The following is a 19358-nucleotide window of genomic DNA, read 5'->3' as shown; positions in this document are numbered from 1 at the left end:
TCCGGTGCCATCCTGGCCAAGTTTGTTGAAGTCGTTCAAACGTTTTCGGGCCTCGTGCCTCCCAAACCAGCGAACCGTTCAACCAAAATCAACAACGCATGAAAACAAAACTACTGGCGCTCTTCTTCTTGACGCTGTCGCTTGCCGCCCACGGGCAAACCCTGATCAAAGGGCAGGTGACGGACGAAAATGGCCAGGCCTTGCCTGGCGTCAATGTCCTCATTAAAGGAACTTCGCGCGGAGCGGTGACCGACGTAAAGGGGGAGTACACCCTGAGCGACGCTCCTGCAGACGCCGTGCTCATCGTTAGCTTTATCGGCTATGTTTCTCAGGAAATCTCCGTGGCGGGCAAATCGGTCGTGGATGCCAAACTGGTGCCCGATGTGAAAGCATTGGAGGAAGTGGTCGTCATCGGCTACGGCACCACCACCGTAAAGGAACTGACCGGCTCGGTCTCGAGCGTGAGCGGCAGCAAGCTCTCCTCCCTGAACACCGTGCGGGTGGACCAGGCGTTGCAGGGGCAGGCGGCCGGAGTGCAGATCTCCACGGCGTCGGGCTCTCCCGGCGGGGCACTGAACATCCGAATCCGGGGCCTGTCCACCAACGGCGACAACAATCCGCTGGTGCTGGTGGATGGTGTTCCCTATTCCACCGACGGTCTGAACGCGCTGAATCCTTCCGACATCGAGTCCATCAACGTGTTGAAGGACGGCACGGCCGGGATCTACGGTGTGCGGGCGGCAAACGGGGTGATCATCATCACCACCAAACAAGGCAAGCGCAACAGCAAGCCTTCCATTGAATTCAGTGGCTACTATGGTTCACAGCAAACCACCAAAAAGCTTGACCTGCTCAACGCGCATCAATATGCCGTGTTGAAGAACGAAGCGTATGCGGCCGGCGGACAAGCGCCGCCATTTGCCAATGTCGACCTGGGCAAAGGTACAGACTGGCAGAAGGAAGTATTTCAGAAGGCGCCCATCATGAACTATAACCTGAACATGAACGGCGGCTCCGACAAGAGCACCTACTCCATCGGGGGCTCCTACATGAACCAGGAAGGAATCGTCGGCGGTGACAAGGCTTCCTATCGCCGTTATAATGCGCGCATCAATTTCACCACCGACATTGCTCCCCGACTGACGTTGCAAAATGTTTTGCTCTACACCAACGAGCGCCGCAGGACGCTTCCGGAGAATGGTATCGCCTCGGTGCTCTACAACACGACCAATGCTTCCCCGGCCACGACCGTTCGAAATCCGGATGGCACGTACACCTACCTGGAAGAATTCAGCGACATCATCAATCCGCTGGCGCAAATGGCAAACACGTTCAATCAAACCAACGTCAACAAATTGGTGGGCAAAGAGGAGCTTACCTACAAGATCAACGAAAACTTCGAATTGTCGGCGCGTCTGGGCTACAACTATGCCAACGTCTCATCCAAAACGTTTTCGCCTTTGGTGTATTATGGATCTGGCAAAGCCCAGAACACAGCGACCAACCCCGCCCTGGTTCCCGACTCCATCACACTGTACAGCAAAGAGGTGGACTCCGTGCGCTCCAATGGCCAATGGACCAAGGTTAACGCGAGCTACAAAATCCCCCGCCTCAACAGCGTGACCGAAACGGAACAGACCTTCTTCAACTACAATGCGGAGGCGTTTCTGAATTACAACAAAACGTTCAGCGACATTCACCACGTGAAAGCCACGCTGGGGATCTCTTATTTTGGAGATCAGGGAAAAAGCCTGAGTGGCACGGCGTATAACATTCCTTACAATTCCAACGACTTTGCCGACATCTCCGCGGCCGATGGTACAAACCTGCTGAACAACACGACGTCCTACCAATACCGCAGCCGGCTGCAGTCATATTTCCTCCGCGGTGAATATGGCTACAAAGGAAAATACATGCTCTCCGCCCTCGTGCGACGCGACGCTTCGTCCAACTTTGGTAAGAACAATCGCTTTGGTTATTTCCCCGCCGTGTCGGGTGCGTGGGTGCTTTCGGAAGAGCCGTTCTTCCAATCCGATTTGTTTCAATTCGTGAAGGTGCGTGCCAGCTATGGTGTAGCCGGCAACGATAAGATCGGCAACTTCCGCTACCGCGCGTTGTTGGGAGGAGAGGGGGTTTACCCGTTCAATAATCAACTTGTTAACGGCGTGGCGATCGGCACCCTGGGCAACCAGGATTTGAAATGGGAGACCACGCACCAAACCAATGTCGGTATCGACTTCAGTTTGTTCAATGGTAAACTCGACATCACGACCGACTACTACATCAAGAAAACAAAAGACCTGTTGTTCCAGCCCGACATCTCGGCAATTGCGGGTGCGTATGGTGCGGGAGGCAGCCCTCCCTGGATCAACGCCGGCGACGTGAAGAACAACGGCTTTGAATTGCTCATCAACTACAACGACAAGATCGGGGAAGATTTCCGGTTCAACATCGGCTACAACCTCACCACTATTCACAATGAGGTGACGGCCTTGCCCGATGGCGTTCAGTTCATTGAAGGCGGGGCGTTTGGTGTTGGCGGCACGCGCCCCACGCGGATGCAGGTCGGTTACCCGATCGGTTATTTCTACGGATACAAAACAGACGGCGTGTATCAGACCACGCAAGAAGTGACCGAGCGTGGCGTGACGCAAGAGAATGCACAGCCCGGCGATTTGCGCTTTGTTGACCAGGACAAGAGCGGCGACATCAACTTCAGCAACAACTCCGATAAGACCAAGATCGGTTCGCCGATACCGGATATGATCATGGGCTTGAACCTGGGTTTAAATTTCAAAGGGTTTGATGTTTCGGGAACACTCTATGTGTCGCTGGGCAATGACATCTTGCGGAACTATGAGCGCGATCAACCTTTGGCCAATTTGCTGGCCTATCGCCTGAACCGTTGGACGGGTCCCGGGTCCACCAATACGGACCCCCGCTTGTTCACCTCCTCAACCCAAACCAATCGCAACAACGTGATCTCGGACTATTTCGTGGAGGACGGATCGTTTGCCCGGATCAAAAATGTGCAATTGGGCTATACGCTGCCCGCCGCCATCAGCAAAAAGATCGGCGCCACCAAGCTGCGCATTTATGTAGCGGCTAACAACCTGGCGACGTTCACGAAGTACCGCGGCTACGACCCGGATCTCTCCGCCCAGTTCGATCCGAACAATGCTTCGGGCAGCACACTTTCGTCGGGTATCGACTATGGTTTCTATCCCCAGGCGAAAACATTTATGGCAGGTTTAAATCTTAATTTCTAAGAGCATGAAGAAATTCATCAGAATATCATTAGGCGTTGTCGTGGCCTCGTTCATGGCCATCAGCTGTGACGACTATGTGGACATCGATCCGCAGTATGCACAAGACGCCGACAACTATTTTCTAAGTCCCTCCGATTACGACAAAGCCTTGACCGGTGCCTACGACCTCATGCAGACATCGTATCTCGACATGTGGATCGGCGAGATCGCTTCCGACAACTCCATCGCGGGTGGCGAAAGCGTGACCGACAGCGAAGGTCTCCACCAGATCGACAACATGTCGCACGGTGGCGTGAACAACGAGCTGCGCAGTTTATTTCGCTGGATGTATGCCGGCATCACCCGCGTGAACTACATCTTTGAGAACAAAGATAAATTGGAGTTTGATGGCAAGACCCGCATCCTGGCAGAGGCTTCGTTCTTGCGGGGGTATTATTACTTCGAATTGGTGAAATTCTTTGGCGACGTTCCGCTGGTGTTGGACAAACGCTTGTCGGCCTCGGAGATCTCGGCCCAACCCAGAACGCCGGCGTCGGACGTGTATGCACAAATCGTGAAAGACCTTCAATTCGCCGCCGATAACCTGGGATGGACCACGTCTACCAAAGGGAGAATCACAAAAGGTGCTGCCCTGTCGTTGATGGGAAAAGCCTATCTCTATCAAAATAAGTTTGCCGAAGCAGCACAAACCCTCGACAAGGTAATCGACGAAGGACCCTACACGCTGTCGACGGATTTCAGCACACTTTTCCGAGTGGCCAGTGAAGGAAACAGCGAAACCGTGTTCGACATCGAATATGTGGGCATTGAAGGCGGCGGCTATGGATGCTTTGTTTGCCTGGAAGGGTTTGCCGCGGTGGGCTTTCACAGCATCCGTGGATACAAGGGACCGATCTACGCCGATGGCAACAGCTACAACCTGCCCACGCAGGACCTGGTAGACGAATTCGAACCCAACGATCCGCGACTGGCAACTTCCATTCTCGATATTGAGGCCTTCAAGGCGGCGCAGCTTCCCGTGAAGGTGGAGTATACCGTCGGTGGCGGAGGCCATACCGGATTCTACAACAACAAATACCTGAAACGCGCCGATGAACTGGGTGCAAACGACAACGACTTGACCAGCCCGGTGAATCACCGCGTGATCCGTTTCGCCGACGTGTTGCTCATGGCCGCAGAAGCGCACAACCGGAAAGCAACTCCCGATGATACGAAAGCATTGGCCTACCTGAACCAAGTCAGAACACGCGTCAGCGTGAACATGCCGCCTGTGAACGCCACCGGCGGTGCATTGACACAAGCGATCTATCACGAACGCCGCGTGGAGCTGGCAGGAGAGGGCATTCACTTCTTCGACCTGGTGCGTACCGGCAGGGCTGCCGATCAGATCGCCGGTTTCAAAGTGGGCAAGAACGAAGTGTTTCCCATTCCGCAAGCGGAGATCGACTTGGCCGGTGCTGGATGGTTGCAGAACACGGGGTATTAATATCGACAACTGAAAAAAATGAAATTATGAAAAAGATAATCTATAGTCTTTTTTGGGTCATTGCCCTGCCCGTGGTCTTCACCGCGTGTAAAGAAGATGTGAGTGAACTGGGGCCCGTGCCCGCGGCATCGGATGTGGATTTCACTTTTGCGCCCTCCGCAGAGAACGACAACATATTGAATTTCTCCAGTGCGTCAGGCTTCCTGAAAATTTGGGACTTTGGCAACGGCAAGTCTGCGCAAGGCGACAATGTGAAAGGAACGTTCCCGGTGAAAGGAACGTACACGGTAACGCTCACCGTCTATACGTCGGGGGGAAGTGCGTCCGCGAAGAAAACGGTGGAGATCGCAGAGACCGACCCAACCCTGCTCGACATTCCGGTCTACAACAAGCTGACCGGTGGCAACAGCAAACCGGAAGGAAAGACCTGGGTGATCGATGCTAAATATGCAGGCCATTTCGGATTAGGCCCCAAGGCCAGCACCGGTCCCGAATGGTACCAGGCCGGTGCCAACGAAAAGAACGGCAGCGGTTTGTATAATGACAAATACACATTCAAGCTCAGCGAGTTCAGCTACATCTTTGATACCGGTGGCGACATCTACATGAACGGAGGCCAGGCGCCCAACTTTCCCGGCTCTGCGCCCAGCCCGGTGGGTGACTATTCGGCGCCTTACACGGCACCGGCGAATTTGAAATGGTCTGTCTCGGATGATAACAAATTCATCACGATTTCATCGGGAGGATTTATTGGCTATTTCACGGGCGTGTCCACCTATGAAATCATGACGTTGACGGACGACGAAATGTTCCTGAAATATTATGACAACGTGAACACCGACTTTGCCTGGTATATTCGTCTGATCCGGGAAGGCTATGAACGTCCGGTCGAACCGGTGAAGCCAAAGGAATACAAGATCGAAGACATTCACCAGGACTTCGACGGCAACGGCAATTTCGATTTCACCAACGACTCACAAGGCTCGATCGTGAAATACGATAACCCCGCGCCGGTGCCCATCAACACCTCGTCCAAGGTGGGTAAGTACACGAAAGCAAACGGCCAGGGGGGCGAATATGCAAACATTCAGCTGCCCCTCAGCTATAAGATGGATATACGCACACGCCACGTATTCAAGTTGAAAGTGTTTATTCCCAGCTACAACGACTACACCACGACCGGTGCGGAGGATTGGCAATCGTATAAAACGTTGCAAAAACAAGTGTCGGTGAAGTTGCAAAACTCCGATCTCGGAGGCAATGCCTACACCACGCAAGCCGAGGTGAAACAAACCGGGTTGGAAACCGACAAATGGCTCGAGCTCACCTTCGACTTCAGCGGCTATTCCACGCGCGACGACTTTGATAAAGTGGTGATTCAAATTGGAGGAGAGGCCATCTTCACCGGTGGCATCTTCTTCCTGGACGATGTGGAGTTATTGCCTTAACAAAAGACAAAGCTGTTCCAGGGTGCTGGTTACAATACGGGTTTCTGGTTACCTTGGGCAGCCTTTGTTTTTTTAAATAGAAAAAAGAGCATGGATATGAAAAGCAAACGCGGGGCAACGATATTTTTGACAGCCTTTCTCTTCACGGTCTTGGGCTGTGGCGACGATGATGCGGACCAACCGCTAACGCTTCCTACGAATCTACAAATGGAGACCACGGTGAACACCGCAGGCACCGGGCTGGTCTCGGTTGTGGCCACGGCCGATAACGAGAATTTTTTTCTCTTCTATTTTGGCGAAGATGCTTCGGAGACGCCCGTGAAGAGCACGGATGGCAAAGCCACGCACACCTATAAAACTTCCGGCACCTACACGATCAAAGTACAGGCCCACACCACGGCCGAAGCCTTTGTGTCACTGAACAAGGATGTTCAGGTCACCGTGGGAAGCGGAGAGCTCGTTATTCCGACGACGGGCTACACCACACCCACCAGCTACTCGGGCATGACGCTGGTGTGGCAAGATGAATTCGACGGCGCTGCACTAAACACAGCCGACTGGACTTTCGAGACCGGAACGTCGACCAACGGTTGGGGAAACCATGAACTGGAATACTACCGGCAGGAGAATACCACGGTGAAAGACGGCTACCTTGTCATCACGGCGAAGAAGGAAAATTTCCAATCCAGCGCATATACCTCATCCCGGATCAAAACCCAGGGCAAAAAAGCATTCCAGTATGGTCGCATCGACATGCGTGCCGTGCTGCCGAAGGGCAAAGGCATTTGGCCCGCACTGTGGATGCTGGGTTCGAACATCACCACGGTGAATTGGCCTGCCTGTGGCGAGATCGACATGATGGAAATGGTCGGCGGTGGCGCTGGCGACAAGACGGTCTATGGCACCGCCCACTGGGATAACGCAGGCCAGCATGCCAGCTATGGCGGCAGCAAACAATTGAGTAACGGCATCTTCAACGACGAGTTCCATGTGTTCTCCATCGTATGGACCGCTTCGTCTATCAAATGGTATGTCGACGACGTGCAATATCAAGTCATCGACACAACGCCTGCAGGATTGGCGGCGTTTCAGAAGGAGTTCTTTCTCATCTTTAATCTCGCCGTAGGTGGCGATTGGCCGGGAAGCCCGGACGACACCACGTTGTTCCCACAGCGGATGATCGTGGACTACGTTCGCGTATTTCAATAGAACAACCTGCCCATAGTTTTGTAATTTGCATGGACCAAATCAATCTTAAACTGAACGCCCTAATCTAACCATGAATATCACCCTGTCAAGGATTTTTGTCGTCGCCCTGTTCCTGGTGGCGGCCTGTACGGAGAAAAAAAAGCAACTGGTATGGTCCGACGAATTCGATCAACCCGGCGCGCCCGACTCAACCAAATGGGGCTATGACCTTGGCGCCAGCAATGGCTGGGGCAATAACGAGTTGGAGTATTATACAAGCGATCAAAAAAATGTGCGCATAGAAGATGGCAAACTCGTAATCGAGGCCCACAAAGATTCACTCGAAGGAAAACCGTTTACCTCCTGTCGCATCGTGACGAAAGGAAAAGGCGACTGGCTTTATGGCCGTGTGGAAGTGAAAGCAAAACTGCCGCGTACCAAGGGAACATGGCCCGCCATCTGGATGTTGTCGTCGGATCCTTCCTATGGCGACTGGCCCGCCAGTGGAGAAATAGACATCATGGAACACGTGGGCTATGATCCTGGCGTTATCCATGGCACTATCCATACGGAAGCCTACAATCACGTAAAGAAAACGCAAAAGGAGGGCAAAGTGACCGTGCCCGATGCAAGAGACCAATTCCATGTCTACGCTATTGAATGGACCAAAGACAAAATGGATTTCATCGTCGACGATAAAGTCTACCACTCCGTTCAACGCGACCCGAAAGATGACTTCAAGGGCTGGCCTTTCGACAAACCCTTTCACCTCATCATGAACCTGGCGGTGGGAGGCAATTGGGGCGGAAAAGAAGGCGTGGATGAAATGGGATGGCCGCAACGCATGGAAGTGGATTACGTGCGTATCTATCAATAAAAAGAACGAAAGAAGGTTAGGTTTACGAACGGCGTTGATCCAACACCATGCGTGGAAGATCAACGCTTATTTTTTTACTGCGCTACGAAGTAAAGCGATTATTTCTTTTTCGCTTCGCCCAGCCAGAGGATGGTGTTGATGATGAACTTGTCCTGCAGCTCATTACCGAACGTGTGCGACAACGTCTCGTTCGTATGATGCTCGTAGTCGATGTCGTTGTGCCCCATGTTCATGTAGACCATTTTGTATTTTTTGTTGGTCCAGGCGATCGGGTAGTAGCCACTATGCCAGATCTCGTGTGGCTTGGGTCCGGTGCCCAGGGGAAAGCTGGTGGAGTCGACGGATAAAAGAATGGTGATGTCGGGATTGGTGCGCAGGTCGTTACTCCAGCGATACCATTCGCTGGGCGAAGATTTGAACGTGGCCGGCAATCCTTTGGTGACCGGATGTTTCGGAGCTTCCACACGCAAGATGGCCGAGACCGGCCGCCATGTATTGCTGACATAAGACCCGGCGCCCAGGAACACGTTGTGATACCAATCCCAGTTTTGCGGATAAGCAGAAGGCGTCAACGCAAACCCCGCGAAGTGACAACCCAACCAAGCCCCGCCGTTCTCCATGTATTTTTGAAAAGCCTCGCGTTGTTCGGGCGCTTCGGGTCGTGTGTCGAGGAAGATCACGACCTGGTACCTGGAAAGGAAGGCGGTATTCAGATTACTCCAATTCGTTGTCGTGTCATAGGTGAAATTATATTTAGCGCCCATCTTTTGAAACCACGGATGGGCCTCCTGAATATAGCTGATGTGTGCCTGATCCTGTTTGCCCGTAAAGAATGCAATGACATGGAACTTTGCTTTTTGTGCTTGCACGGGCATCGCTCCCAGGGTGAGCAAAATAAACACGAGAAGATTGGAGAGTTTTTTAAAACGAAAGGAGATCATGATGATGAAAATTTTTGTAATGCAGGTATCGAATTCATTTCAAGATAAAGCAAAAATTGTTGATGCGATTTACTTCACGAAGAAATCCAAAAACAAAATGATGTGTGCGATGTGCGTTTTTAAAAATCAACCGTTGCTAACATAAAAGCACGTCAGTCCGGCAACGCGAAGGCCATGATCCTGCCGCCGGGCTCATCTTTTTCGCCGGTGACGGAGATCACCACAAATTGTTTTCCACCGCTGGTATAGGTTGAGGGTGTTGCAAAGCCATTTCCAGGCAACGTCGTTTCCCACAGTACGGCGCCCGTTGCTTTGTCGAAGGCGCGGAATTTCTTGTCGCGGGTGCCGGCGATAAAGACCAGGCCACCGCCCGTCACCATAGGACCGCCCCAGCTGTCCGTGCCCGTGAGTGAACCATCGGAGGTTTGCGCCTCCGGGAAGTTTCCAAGTGTGATCTTCCAGGCATATTCGCCCGTGTTCAGGTTGATCGCGTTCAATGTTCCCCAAGGTGGTTTGATGGCCGGGTAGCCATCGGGTCCTTCAAAGTCACTGTAGGCCGTAAGGTTCAGGTAGACCGACGTCGTATCCTGGGGAAGCGCCGATTGTTTGGGAAATTCGTTTTTCTTGATCTCGAACAGAAACGCGATGATCTCCTCTTCATGCCCTTTCACCACCGAAGCAAACGCGGGCATCCGTCCACCACCGGTCTTGATCTTGTTCAACACGGCCTCCTGCGAAAGACGCTCACTAATATTCCGCAGCGATGGAAAGTTAGGTTCGCGCCCCTTTCGGTCAGCCCCATGACACGTGCTGCAATAGTTCATATACAACGTCTTCCCCAAACCAAAGAACGACCCGCTGGGCGACGATTCGCTTTTCTTTATTTTTTTGATCTGCGCGATTTCCGGCGACTCATTTGAATTCACGTATAGCCATCCCGTGGAGGGATCATAGGCGGCCCCGCCCCACTCGGAGCCACCGCGGCTGCCGGGGAACATGAACGTGCCCCGCAAGTCCGGCGGCGTGAACATGCCTTCGTAGCGCAGGCTTCTGAAAAGGGCGAGCGCCGAGTCGCGGGCCTGGGGTGAGCGGTCGGTGAGATCGGCTTCCGTCAGGACCTGACGCGCATAGGGTGCAGGTTTGGTGGGGAAGGGTTGCGTGGGCCACGTCTCTTCGCCGGGTATGGTGGAGACCGGCACGTTGCGTTCCTCGATGGGAAAGATGGGTTCACCGGTCTCGCGGTTCAGGACATACACAAAACCGGTCTTGGACGTTTGGGCAATGGCGTCGATGGATTTTCCATCTTTCTCGATCGTCACCAGGTTAGGCGGGGCGGGGAGGTCATAGTCCCACAGGTCGTGGTGCACGGTCTGAAAGTGCCAAAGGCGTTTGCCGGTTTTGGCGTCGAGAGCGACGATGCAATTGCCAAAGAGGTTTTGCCCCTTGCGGTCGGCGCCATAGTAATCATACGTGGGCGATCCCAGGGGAAGAAAGACGATGCCACGCTTTTCGTCGAGGCTCATCCCACCCCAGTTGTTTGCGCCGCCCACATATTTCCAGGCATCGGGAGGCCACGTTTCATAGCCCTCCTCGCCGGGATGCGGAATGGTGTGAAAGGTCCACACCAGCGCGCCGGTGCGAATGTTGAAGGCCCGCACATAACCTGGCGCGGCGCCGTACAATTCAGAAACCTCCGAGCCCAGGATGAGCAGATCGCCAAACACAATGCCCGGCGATGTGGGCACGACCCAACCCTCGGGCTGATCGTCGGGCATTAAGTTTAAACTTACTTTGCCGTTCTCTCCAAACGAAGGGATGGGCTTGCCTGTGACAGCATCCAAGGCCAGCAGGAATTTCCCGGCGGTGAGGAGAATGCGTTTGTCGTCGCCGTCTTCCCAATAGGTCACACCGCGGTACATGCCGCCGCCGCGCGCGCCGTCAAAAGGGTCGAACGACCACAGCTTCTTTCCGGTGCCCGCCTCCAATGCATAGACCCAGTGCCGCACGGAGGTGGCATAGAGCACGTCGTTTACAATAATGGGGTTGCATTCCGCTTTCCCAAAGTGCGCGCCCTCGGGGGCATCGTTGGGCATAAACGTCCAAGCGGATTTAAGATCTTTTACGTTGTCGCGGTTGATCTGTGTCAACGCCGAATAGCTGCTGCTGCCGGCGTCGGCTTTGTAGACCGACCATGTGGTGTGTTGCTCTTCCCGGGAGCATGCCCCGAGCGTTGCTATCGCGGCCATCGCCAGCCATCGCGTGGTGAACAAGGTGAGAAGGCGAGGGGGGCCGGGGGGGTGATGTCTTTTCATGCTTTGGACAATTTGGGGTAGGTGTGTCCAAATTAAAAGAATCCTGCATAGGGTCAAACCGTTTTTACCGGCAATGGTCGCGCTTTTCTTTTAGCATCGAATTAAAATGCTGATATTGGTAAAGCCTAATCCCGCCTTTTATGGGTGACTCCCGTGCCATTGAGTACTTTTTCCTGAGAACCTTGCTGCGAATTTCGCTGGCGGGGGCGTCTCTTATTTTGCTCAGCGATATCATTTTTTATATGCAAGACACCTTGTCGATCATCATCGATGTGATCATCGTCGGCGCGTGTGGCTTGTCCTATTTACTGATGCACAGAAGTTATACGACCTCGGTGCTCATCACGACGGGGTTCACCTTGTCGTCGATGATCTGGCAATGTATGGCGGTGCCGATGAACACCACCACATCGATGGCCATCATCCTGATCGTGGGGTTTATCTTTTCGGTGCTGCTGCGCGGTGTGCTCATGTGGGCGATGCATGGGCTGGCGTGCGCGTCTATTGCGGGGATCTTTATCCTCCAAATGCAAAAACCAGAACTGCGCGTGGCAAAAGAGCCGTCGGAAGTGCTCACCATGGGCATTACATATCTCGTCTTATATTTTATACTCACGTATATCACCTGGATGTTGAAGTCACGCTACGACACCGTCAACCGGGCGCTGCACAGCGCGAACCAGGAGTTGGTGGAGAAAGCCAACGAGATTGAAGCGCAGAATGAAGAGTTGTTGCAGGGGCAGGAGAATCTCAATGAGATGAATCGCAACCTGGAGCAACTGGTGATGGACCGCACCGCCAAAGTGCACGCGCAAAACGAGATGTTGCTAAAGTATACCTACACGAATGCCCATCACCTGCGCGGTCCGGTAGCGCGCCTGCTGGGCCTGGTGAACCTCTATCGCATGGACCAGGACAATGCGTCATTCTTTTTTGAGAAAGTGGAAGACCAGGCAAAAGAGATCGACGACGTAGTGCGGCAGATCAACCAGGAATTGGGGTCGGTTTAGGATGCTCTATGTGTGCGGGAAACGCTCAGGGACGAAACGCCGCATCGGTCACGGGCGCATCGACCACCACCCGGTCGACAACAACCGTCAGGATCGTTTGCCCCCCGGTTTCGCTTTCCGACCGGAAAGGAACTTTGATACCGTTCACATCGCGATAGTCGCTGAACCGGGTATTCAACAGCGCGCCCCCCAACTCAACGTTTTTGGAGACAGCCGTTTTCTGGATCAGCAGGAACGAAGTAACATCAAAGTAAAAGGTTTCCTTCGCCCCCGACTTGAGTGTGAGGGCGACTTTGTAGCAAAGGACATGTCCCACGCTATCTTTTCCCTCCAATTGCACCTGGTGCCCTTTGGTTTTATAAAGGATCAGGTTGCCGGTCAGTTCCACATCGGCTTCGTTGGCCATGGCTTTGGCGGCGTCGCCTTGCAGTAGGGTTGGGGTGGTCTCGTCTTTGAAGACGTCGATCTTCCATCCGCCTTTTCCATCGAAACCCTGGGCGTAGTATTTGCCGTTGGAGGTTACTTTGAAAGCATAGTGATCCGGGGCTTTGGCATACGACGTAAAAGGAAATTGCAAGCCGCCATAATCATATAGCCCGGAGGTGGTAAGGGTTTTGATTTTTTCCCAGCGTTTCGTGCCGCCAATGGCTTTTGTGTAGCGTTGAATGACCTCGTCGGCCGTTTGGGCCTGGAGGGAAGGGATGGTCAGGATAGCTAAAAAAAAGCAGAAGGTGGCGGCGCGCATAAGTAGAGAGATGTGGTTAGGATAAAGGTGGAGCGATTCAATTCAGGAGTTTTTTTACTTTTTTGATCAGGTCCTTGGCGTTGACAGGCTTCACGATAAATTCGTTGATGCCTTGTTTCAGCGCCAGCTTGATCACCTCTTCTTCGCCATCGGACGACAGCATGATGATGGGGGTTTTGCGCTGCTGGTCTTCGCGTACCCATTTCAGGATCTCGTCGCCATTGCGGTAGGGCATATGGATGTCGGTGATGATCAGGTCGAAGTCGTTGGCAGACTGGAGTTGCACAAAGGCCTGCTTCCCATCCTTGGCCAGCACCACTTCGAATTTTTCCTGCTCCAATGCGAGTTGGACTACTTTCAAAACAACGGCATCATCTTCACAGACCAGAATTTTCATAGTACCAGCGGTTAATTTTTTCCGGCGTCAAGATAGCAGGATTCGGGTGGAGTTACAATCGGTTTTGCATCCGCCAATTTGTTGGAAAATAGAATAGAAAAGCACATTCAATCGATTACTTGTCAGGCGCGTGTCCGTGAGTGTGTTCAAGGCACACACCCGAAGTGATGACGCGGTTTCAGCGCCGGTGCGACCGCTGATTTCACGTTCACCCAAAACAGGTTCTTGATTTGTGTGTAAACTTTTTGTTACCTTTTCGTTGCCGAGCAGGTTTTTTTTGAGACCTGCAGAACCTGATGAACCACCTTTCAAACGATACGACGCCCGAAAATCTACTGGGTTCCGATGCCGGAAATGTGAACATCGCGTCCATTCTTTTTAAAACAGGAACAAGCCAGGCGGAGATCGATGCGGTGGTGTGGACCTTGTTGAAGCAAGGCCATCGCAGTGCGTTGGATTATATTTTTGAGAAGTACGTTCGGCTCTTGTATGCTTATGGTGCCACGCTCTGCAAAGACGGCGCGCTGGTGGAAGACAGCATCCAGGATGTTTTTGTCGAACTCTGGAACCGGCGCGAACAACTCTCCCAAACCGACAACATTAAATTCTACCTGTTGAAATGTCTCCGACGCCGCATCGTGCGGGTGCTTTCTGCGGTCCATCGCGAGCAAACCCACCAGACGCTCGCCTCCGTGGAGGACGACGGCCTCTACACGTCCATCGAAACCGACATCATTCAACTCCAGACCGCATCGGAACAACAACAACAGCTTACGGAAGCGTTGGGCAAGCTCAGCAAACGGCAACGCGAGGCGGTTTACCTGAAATTTTATGAGCGCATGACCTACGAACAACTGTCGGAAGTGCTGGAAATCGATCTGAAATCCGCCTACAAGCTCATCGGCAAAGCCATCGACGCCCTTCGCAAAGAGGTTCGTTTTATTTCCTGAAAATATTTTTTAAAAAAGAAGGGGTACTCGCCAGGGGTTGTGCTTTTATAGGTAACACAGCGCCTGAACCTCCATGAACTACAGCACCTACTCGGCCGACGATTTTATAAAGGACGAATACTTCCAACGTTGGGTCTTCAGCCCCGACGCGGAGACCGAAGCGTTCTGGCAATCCTTTCAGGCGCAACATCCTGACCAGCAGCAACCCCTGACCGAAGCCCGCCGGTTTCTCCTGGTCTTCCATGTAAAAGAAAAAGATGTGCTGGAGTCGCGCATCGGTCACCTCAAACGCAGAATTGACCTGGCGCTGGATCAACCCGAACGGCAGGAGCCGCGACCAGCCGAAACCAGAACGGCGCCGCGAAGAACGGGCCACTGGAAAGTCTACGCCATCGCCGCCAGCCTCAGTGCCCTGGTCGCTTGTGCTTTCCTTTTTTTGTGGGTCCGCAGCGACAAGAACACGCCCGACACCTACACCACCAACGCCGTGACGCAAAAAGGTCAGCGTTCACTCATCACGCTGAAAGACGGAACCAAAGTATGGCTGAACACCGACAGCCGCCTCACCTATCCCTCGAGCTTTGAAGGCCAACGCGTCCGCGAAGTGACGCTCGAGGGTGAAGCGTTCTTCGACGTGGCCGAAAACAAGGCCCAACCCTTCATTGTGCACGCCGCCGAAATCAACGTGAAAGTGCTCGGCACCGCCTTCAATGTGCGCTCCTATCAGAAAGATCAGAAAGTGGAAACGACCCTGGTGCGGGGCAAGGTGAACATCGAGTCCACCGGCAAACAAGCCAAGGCGGTGACGTTGTTGCCCAACCAGCGCGTGGTGTTTGAGAAGACCTCGCGGCAGCTGCTGTTGGAAAACCGGGTGAACACCGAAAAATATACGGCCTGGCGCGAGGGCAAACTCATTTTTGAAGACCAGCCCCTGTCGGAGATCGTGCAGGCGTTGGAGCGCTGGTATAACGTGACCATTCACGTGGAAGACACCGGCTCACTGGGCTGCCGCTTTTCGGCCAACGTAGACAACAAGTCTTTGGAAGAAGTGCTGGAGCTGTTCAAGGCTTCGGAAAATATTGACTATCGCCGTGAAGGCGACCAGGTATCGATCCTGGGAAAACTCTGCGCTGAATGAACCTCCTAAACCGAAAAATCAGATGAGCACATAACCTCCCAAAAATAAAAGAGTCGGAAAGTGTTGGAGCACTTCCCGACCTTATGTCACGCGCCTCCAGGAGACGCATGGCCGGATAATAAAATGGAACACTTTATTAAACCTAATGTCAAAGTTATGAAAAAAACTTTACGCCATTACTTTGGGCGATCCAGAGAGCAGCGTACGCACACCCTAACGAAAAGCGCCATGCTAGCATTGATTTTCGCATCCCTCAGTATGTTGCCGCTGCAGGCCCGCGACACCGCCCGGGTGGGGGATAAGATCAGCGTCTCTTTCCAGGAAACTTCGCTGAAGGAAGCCTTCTCGATCCTGGAATCGAAGACACCCTACCGATTCTTTTACAACCACAAAGTGGTGGACACGTCGCGCAAAGTGACGCTGGCCTTCAGCAACTCCACCATCCACACCGTGCTGGCGGAGCTTTTCAAGAACAGCAACATCACCTACAAGATCAAAGGCGACCAGATCGTCCTGAAAAAGAAACGGGAAGTCGCCTCCGCCGGCACCACCTCCTTCTCCACCTTGGATGAGGATGACGCGGGCGACGGAACCCTCCCGGTGGCGGATGACGCCATCGCGATGATCAGCACCGTGACCTTTGCCGTCGCCGGCAGCGTCATCGACGAGAACGGCCAGCCCATGCCTGGCGTGAACGTGATCGAAAAAGGCACGACAAACGGAACGTCAACCGACAAGGATGGCGCCTATAAAATTTCCGTTCAAGACGAGAACTCCACGCTGGTGATCTCTTTCATCGGCTATGCCGCCCAGGAAATTCCCATCAACGGCCGCGCCTTGATCAACGTCAACATGGCACCCGACCTGCACGCGTTGCAAGAGGTGGTCGTCGTGGGCTACGGTACCCAACGCAAGAGCGACCTCACCGGTGCAGTCTCCAGCGTGAAAGCTGACGACATCAAGAAGATGCCCATCGCCACCGTGGACCAAGCCTTGCAAGGCCGGGCCTCCGGCGTGACGGTGACATCAAATTCCGGCTCCCCGGGAACACCCGTGCAAATCCGGGTGCGCGGTGTGGGCACGATCAACAACTCGTCGCCGCTCTTTGTGGTAGACGGCTACCCGGTGGATAACATCAGCTTCCTCAACGCCTCCGACATCGCGTCCATGGAAGTGTTGAAGGATGCTTCGGCCACGGCCATCTATGGTTCGCGGGGTGCAAACGGAGTGATCCTCATCACCACCCGCAGCGGAAAGAAAAGCGATAACACGGTCATTGCGTTCGATTCGTATATCGGCTTCTCAAAAATGTGGCGCAAGCCTGGGTTGCTCAATGCCTCGCAGTGGGGCATGCTCAACACCGAAGCGCAGACCAATGCCGGCAACCCCATCATCTATCCCGAGCTGGCAAACTACCAGACCCTCGGAAAAGGAACGGACTGGATCGACGAGGTGACCCGCACGGCCGTCACCCGTAATAACAACCTATCCATATCCGGCGGCACCGAGAAGGTCACGTATTTTATCAGCGCCAACAACTACAAACAGGAAGGTATTGTCAACAAGACGGATTTTGAGCGCACGTCGGTACGCCTCAATACGTCAGTGAAAGCAAAACCCTGGTTCACCGTGGGTGAAAACCTGACGTTGGAATCATCGACGCAACGCAAAGTGAACGAAGACGACGAGTGGTCGTCGGCATTGATCGAAGCCAGCAACATCGACCCCGTCACCAAGGTGCACAATCCGGACGGCTCTTTTGCAGCCACGAAATACATGGACACCAGCAATCCCGTCGCGGCGATCAATTACACAAACGCTTACGCCAAGCAATTCAATGTCGTGGGCAACGTGTTTGGGGAAGTTAATTTTTCCAAGTCGCTGCAATTCCGTTCTAACCTGGGCGTCACGTATCTGTTTGGCAAGGATCAGAATTTTGTGCCCGTCTATACGGTTTCCACTTCGCAGCGGAACGAGATCAGCACGCTACAGAACTCGTCCACCAATGGCACCACATGGACCTGGTCCAACTATTTTACCTACAACAAATCCTTTGGGCAACACGATCTTTCTGTACTGGCCGGTACGGAGGCTTATAACACGCACGTCGAATATTTCGATACCCGCGTCACCAACCTCATCGACGACAACGGCCAGTTCCGCTACATCGACAACGCCTTGAACATCTATGCCACGTCCACCGGCAAGCCCACCGATATGAAGCGCATCGCGTCCTTGTTCGGCCGGGTCAATTATAGCTTCGCCGACAAGTATTTGTTCACCGCCAACATCCGCCGCGATGGGTCGTCCAACTTTGTGAACAAACGTTATGGTGTGTTCCCTTCGTTCTCGGCCGGCTGGCAGATCGGCAAAGAAAATTTCATGACCAACATCGCTTTTCTCAGCAGCCTGAAGCTGCGCGCCGGATGGGGTAGCATTGGCAACGAAAAAATTCCCGCATTTGGTTATTTGAACCCGGGCAAACTGGGACAATCGTACCCGTTCAACAACACGATCACGAACGGGATCACGTTCCCCAACGTGGCCAACCCAGACCTGCATTGGGAGACGACCAACACGACCAACATCGGTATCGACGGCGCGTTGTTTAACGACAACCTGACGTTCACGGCCGAGTACTACATCAAGCGTACGAAAGATATGCTCGTGGCCATTCCGCCGCCCAGCCATACCGGTATCCAGGATTTCCCGTATCAGAACGTGGGGGTTATGGAGAACAAAGGTCTTGAGTTGGACCTGAACTACACCAGCAACGCCATCGGCAAGTTCAGCTACAAAGTGGGGGGCAACTTCTCGATGTTCCGCAACAAGGTGGTGAACCTCGGCGGCCTGGATCAGATCGAAGATGCTCCTTTGCGCAACCAGGGCAATGTGTCGGTCACCAAAGTGGGAAGTCCCGTAGCGCAGTTCCAAGGCTATAAGACCGATGGCCTCTTTCAGAATGAAGCGGAAGTATTGGCCCACGTAGACAACGACGGTAACCTGCTTCAACCCGATGCCGCCCCCGGCGACATTCGTTATGCGAAAGGCGCCGACGGACAACTCTTCTTCGGGACCATTGGCAATCCTTTGCCGAAATTCACCTACGGCTTCAACGCGCAACTGAACTATGGCGCTTTTGATCTCAGCATTTTCATCCAGGGCGTCTATGGCAACGACGTTTTCAACGGCACAAAAGTTTACACCGAACGTCCCGATGCTGCTTACAACCTGAGCACACGCATGCTGAATCGTTGGACAGGAGAGGGCAGCACGAACGATGCGCATTTCCCGCGCCTGAACGCCGCCGATGCCAACAACAACTGGTTCTCCGACCGCTATGTGGAAAAGGGATCGTACATGCGCGTGAAGAACGTGCAGTTGGGCTACAATTTGCCGAAGGCTTTGCTGGAGAAGATGAAGATCCAGACGCTGCGTTTTTATGTGGGTGCCACCAATTTATTTACGGTGACCAACTACACGGGCTTCGATCCTGAGATCGGAACGGGCTACTACGGATCGCTCGACCTGGGCATCGACCGGGCCACGTATCCGCAACCGCGCATCTTTACCGGCGGCTTAAACCTGACCTTCTAA

13 protein-coding genes are annotated in these 19358 nt (G+C 53.4%); 9 read left to right on the top strand and 4 right to left on the bottom strand.

Translation table 11 applies throughout. From position 1 onward, the window contains the following. The first annotated feature begins 98 nt into the window (after positions 1-98). From BUB30_RS06430 to BUB30_RS06410, 5 genes are all read left to right on the top strand, one after another. A complete protein-coding gene (locus BUB30_RS06430) occupies positions 99-3269 on the top strand; it encodes a SusC/RagA family TonB-linked outer membrane protein (protein ID WP_073132064.1) in 3171 nt (1056 codons plus the stop codon). A 4-nt stretch (positions 3270-3273) separates the two neighbouring features. Next, positions 3274-4755 carry a RagB/SusD family nutrient uptake outer membrane protein gene (locus tag BUB30_RS06425; RefSeq protein ID WP_073132062.1) on the top strand — a complete coding sequence of 494 codons (1482 nt, stop codon included), beginning with the start codon at positions 3274-3276 and terminating at the stop codon, positions 4753-4755. 26 nt (positions 4756-4781) lie between these two features. Further along, on the top strand, positions 4782-6203 hold the full coding sequence (locus BUB30_RS06420; protein ID WP_073132060.1) for a PKD domain-containing protein: 1422 nt from the start codon (positions 4782-4784) through the stop codon (positions 6201-6203). 96 nt (positions 6204-6299) lie between these two features. Next, a complete protein-coding gene (locus tag BUB30_RS06415) occupies positions 6300-7412 on the top strand; it encodes a glycoside hydrolase family 16 protein (RefSeq protein WP_073134851.1) in 1113 nt (370 codons plus the stop codon). 70 nt (positions 7413-7482) lie between these two features. Further along, a complete protein-coding gene (locus tag BUB30_RS06410) occupies positions 7483-8268 on the top strand; it encodes a glycoside hydrolase family 16 protein (protein ID WP_073132058.1) in 786 nt (261 codons plus the stop codon). A gap of 98 nt (positions 8269-8366) precedes the next feature. Here the strand turns inward: BUB30_RS06410 and BUB30_RS06405 are convergent, their stop codons facing one another. Both BUB30_RS06405 and BUB30_RS06400 read right to left on the bottom strand, forming a co-directional pair. Further along, positions 8367-9209: a ThuA domain-containing protein gene (locus BUB30_RS06405; RefSeq protein WP_073132056.1), complete on the bottom strand. Its 843-nt coding sequence runs from the start codon at positions 9207-9209 to the stop codon at positions 8367-8369. 152 nt (positions 9210-9361) lie between these two features. Continuing rightward, positions 9362-11521: a pyrroloquinoline quinone-dependent dehydrogenase gene (locus tag BUB30_RS06400; protein WP_073132054.1), complete on the bottom strand. Its 2160-nt coding sequence runs from the start codon at positions 11519-11521 to the stop codon at positions 9362-9364. A gap of 140 nt (positions 11522-11661) precedes the next feature. Between BUB30_RS06400 and BUB30_RS06395 the strand changes: the two genes are divergently transcribed. Further along, positions 11662-12531 (top strand): ATP synthase subunit B family protein, encoded by an 870-nt coding sequence (locus tag BUB30_RS06395; RefSeq protein WP_073132053.1) that lies wholly within the window; start codon positions 11662-11664, stop codon positions 12529-12531. A 25-nt stretch (positions 12532-12556) separates the two neighbouring features. Here BUB30_RS06395 and BUB30_RS06390 read toward each other — a convergent pair whose 3' ends face one another. Together BUB30_RS06390 and BUB30_RS06385 are read right to left on the bottom strand one after the other, a co-directional pair. Further along, entirely contained in the window at positions 12557-13276 is a 720-nt protein-coding gene (locus BUB30_RS06390; RefSeq protein ID WP_073132051.1) for a hypothetical protein, read from the bottom strand. Positions 13277-13313: 37 nt separating this feature from the next. Continuing rightward, entirely contained in the window at positions 13314-13673 is a 360-nt protein-coding gene (locus BUB30_RS06385; RefSeq protein ID WP_073132049.1) for a response regulator, read from the bottom strand. A 296-nt stretch (positions 13674-13969) separates the two neighbouring features. On the opposite strand from BUB30_RS06385, the gene BUB30_RS06380 reads away from it, so the two are divergent. The 3 genes from BUB30_RS06380 (at position 13970) to BUB30_RS06365 (ending at position 19358) form a co-directional block, all read left to right on the top strand. Then, positions 13970-14623, top strand: coding sequence for an RNA polymerase sigma factor (locus tag BUB30_RS06380; protein WP_084137934.1), 654 nt, complete (start codon positions 13970-13972; stop codon positions 14621-14623). 73 nt (positions 14624-14696) lie between these two features. Further along, a complete protein-coding gene (locus BUB30_RS06375) occupies positions 14697-15761 on the top strand; it encodes a FecR family protein (protein WP_073132047.1) in 1065 nt (354 codons plus the stop codon). Positions 15762-15989: 228 nt separating this feature from the next. Next, complete coding sequence (locus BUB30_RS06365) at positions 15990-19358, top strand: TonB-dependent receptor (RefSeq protein ID WP_178377036.1); 3369 nt, start codon at positions 15990-15992, stop codon at positions 19356-19358.

The sequence above is a fragment of the Chryseolinea serpens genome, from assembly GCF_900129725.1.
Taxonomy (GTDB): domain Bacteria; phylum Bacteroidota; class Bacteroidia; order Cytophagales; family Cyclobacteriaceae; genus Chryseolinea; species Chryseolinea serpens.
This window is presented reverse-complemented; position numbering and strand designations above follow the sequence as displayed.

Coding starts and splice junctions, on each gene's coding strand:
- BUB30_RS06430 (WP_073132064.1), top strand. CDS start 99: ATGAAAACAAAACTACTGGCGCTCTTCTTCTTGACGCTGTCGCTTGCC.
- BUB30_RS06425 (WP_073132062.1), top strand. CDS start 3,274: ATGAAGAAATTCATCAGAATATCATTAGGCGTTGTCGTGGCCTCGTTC.
- BUB30_RS06420 (WP_073132060.1), top strand. CDS start 4,782: ATGAAAAAGATAATCTATAGTCTTTTTTGGGTCATTGCCCTGCCCGTG.
- BUB30_RS06415 (WP_073134851.1), top strand. CDS start 6,300: ATGAAAAGCAAACGCGGGGCAACGATATTTTTGACAGCCTTTCTCTTC.
- BUB30_RS06410 (WP_073132058.1), top strand. CDS start 7,483: ATGAATATCACCCTGTCAAGGATTTTTGTCGTCGCCCTGTTCCTGGTG.
- BUB30_RS06405 (WP_073132056.1), bottom strand. CDS start 9,209: ATGATCTCCTTTCGTTTTAAAAAACTCTCCAATCTTCTCGTGTTTATT.
- BUB30_RS06400 (WP_073132054.1), bottom strand. CDS start 11,521: ATGAAAAGACATCACCCCCCCGGCCCCCCTCGCCTTCTCACCTTGTTC.
- BUB30_RS06395 (WP_073132053.1), top strand. CDS start 11,662: ATGGGTGACTCCCGTGCCATTGAGTACTTTTTCCTGAGAACCTTGCTG.
- BUB30_RS06390 (WP_073132051.1), bottom strand. CDS start 13,276: ATGCGCGCCGCCACCTTCTGCTTTTTTTTAGCTATCCTGACCATCCCT.
- BUB30_RS06385 (WP_073132049.1), bottom strand. CDS start 13,673: ATGAAAATTCTGGTCTGTGAAGATGATGCCGTTGTTTTGAAAGTAGTC.
- BUB30_RS06380 (WP_084137934.1), top strand. CDS start 13,970: ATGAACCACCTTTCAAACGATACGACGCCCGAAAATCTACTGGGTTCC.
- BUB30_RS06375 (WP_073132047.1), top strand. CDS start 14,697: ATGAACTACAGCACCTACTCGGCCGACGATTTTATAAAGGACGAATAC.
- BUB30_RS06365 (WP_178377036.1), top strand. CDS start 15,990: ATGCTAGCATTGATTTTCGCATCCCTCAGTATGTTGCCGCTGCAGGCC.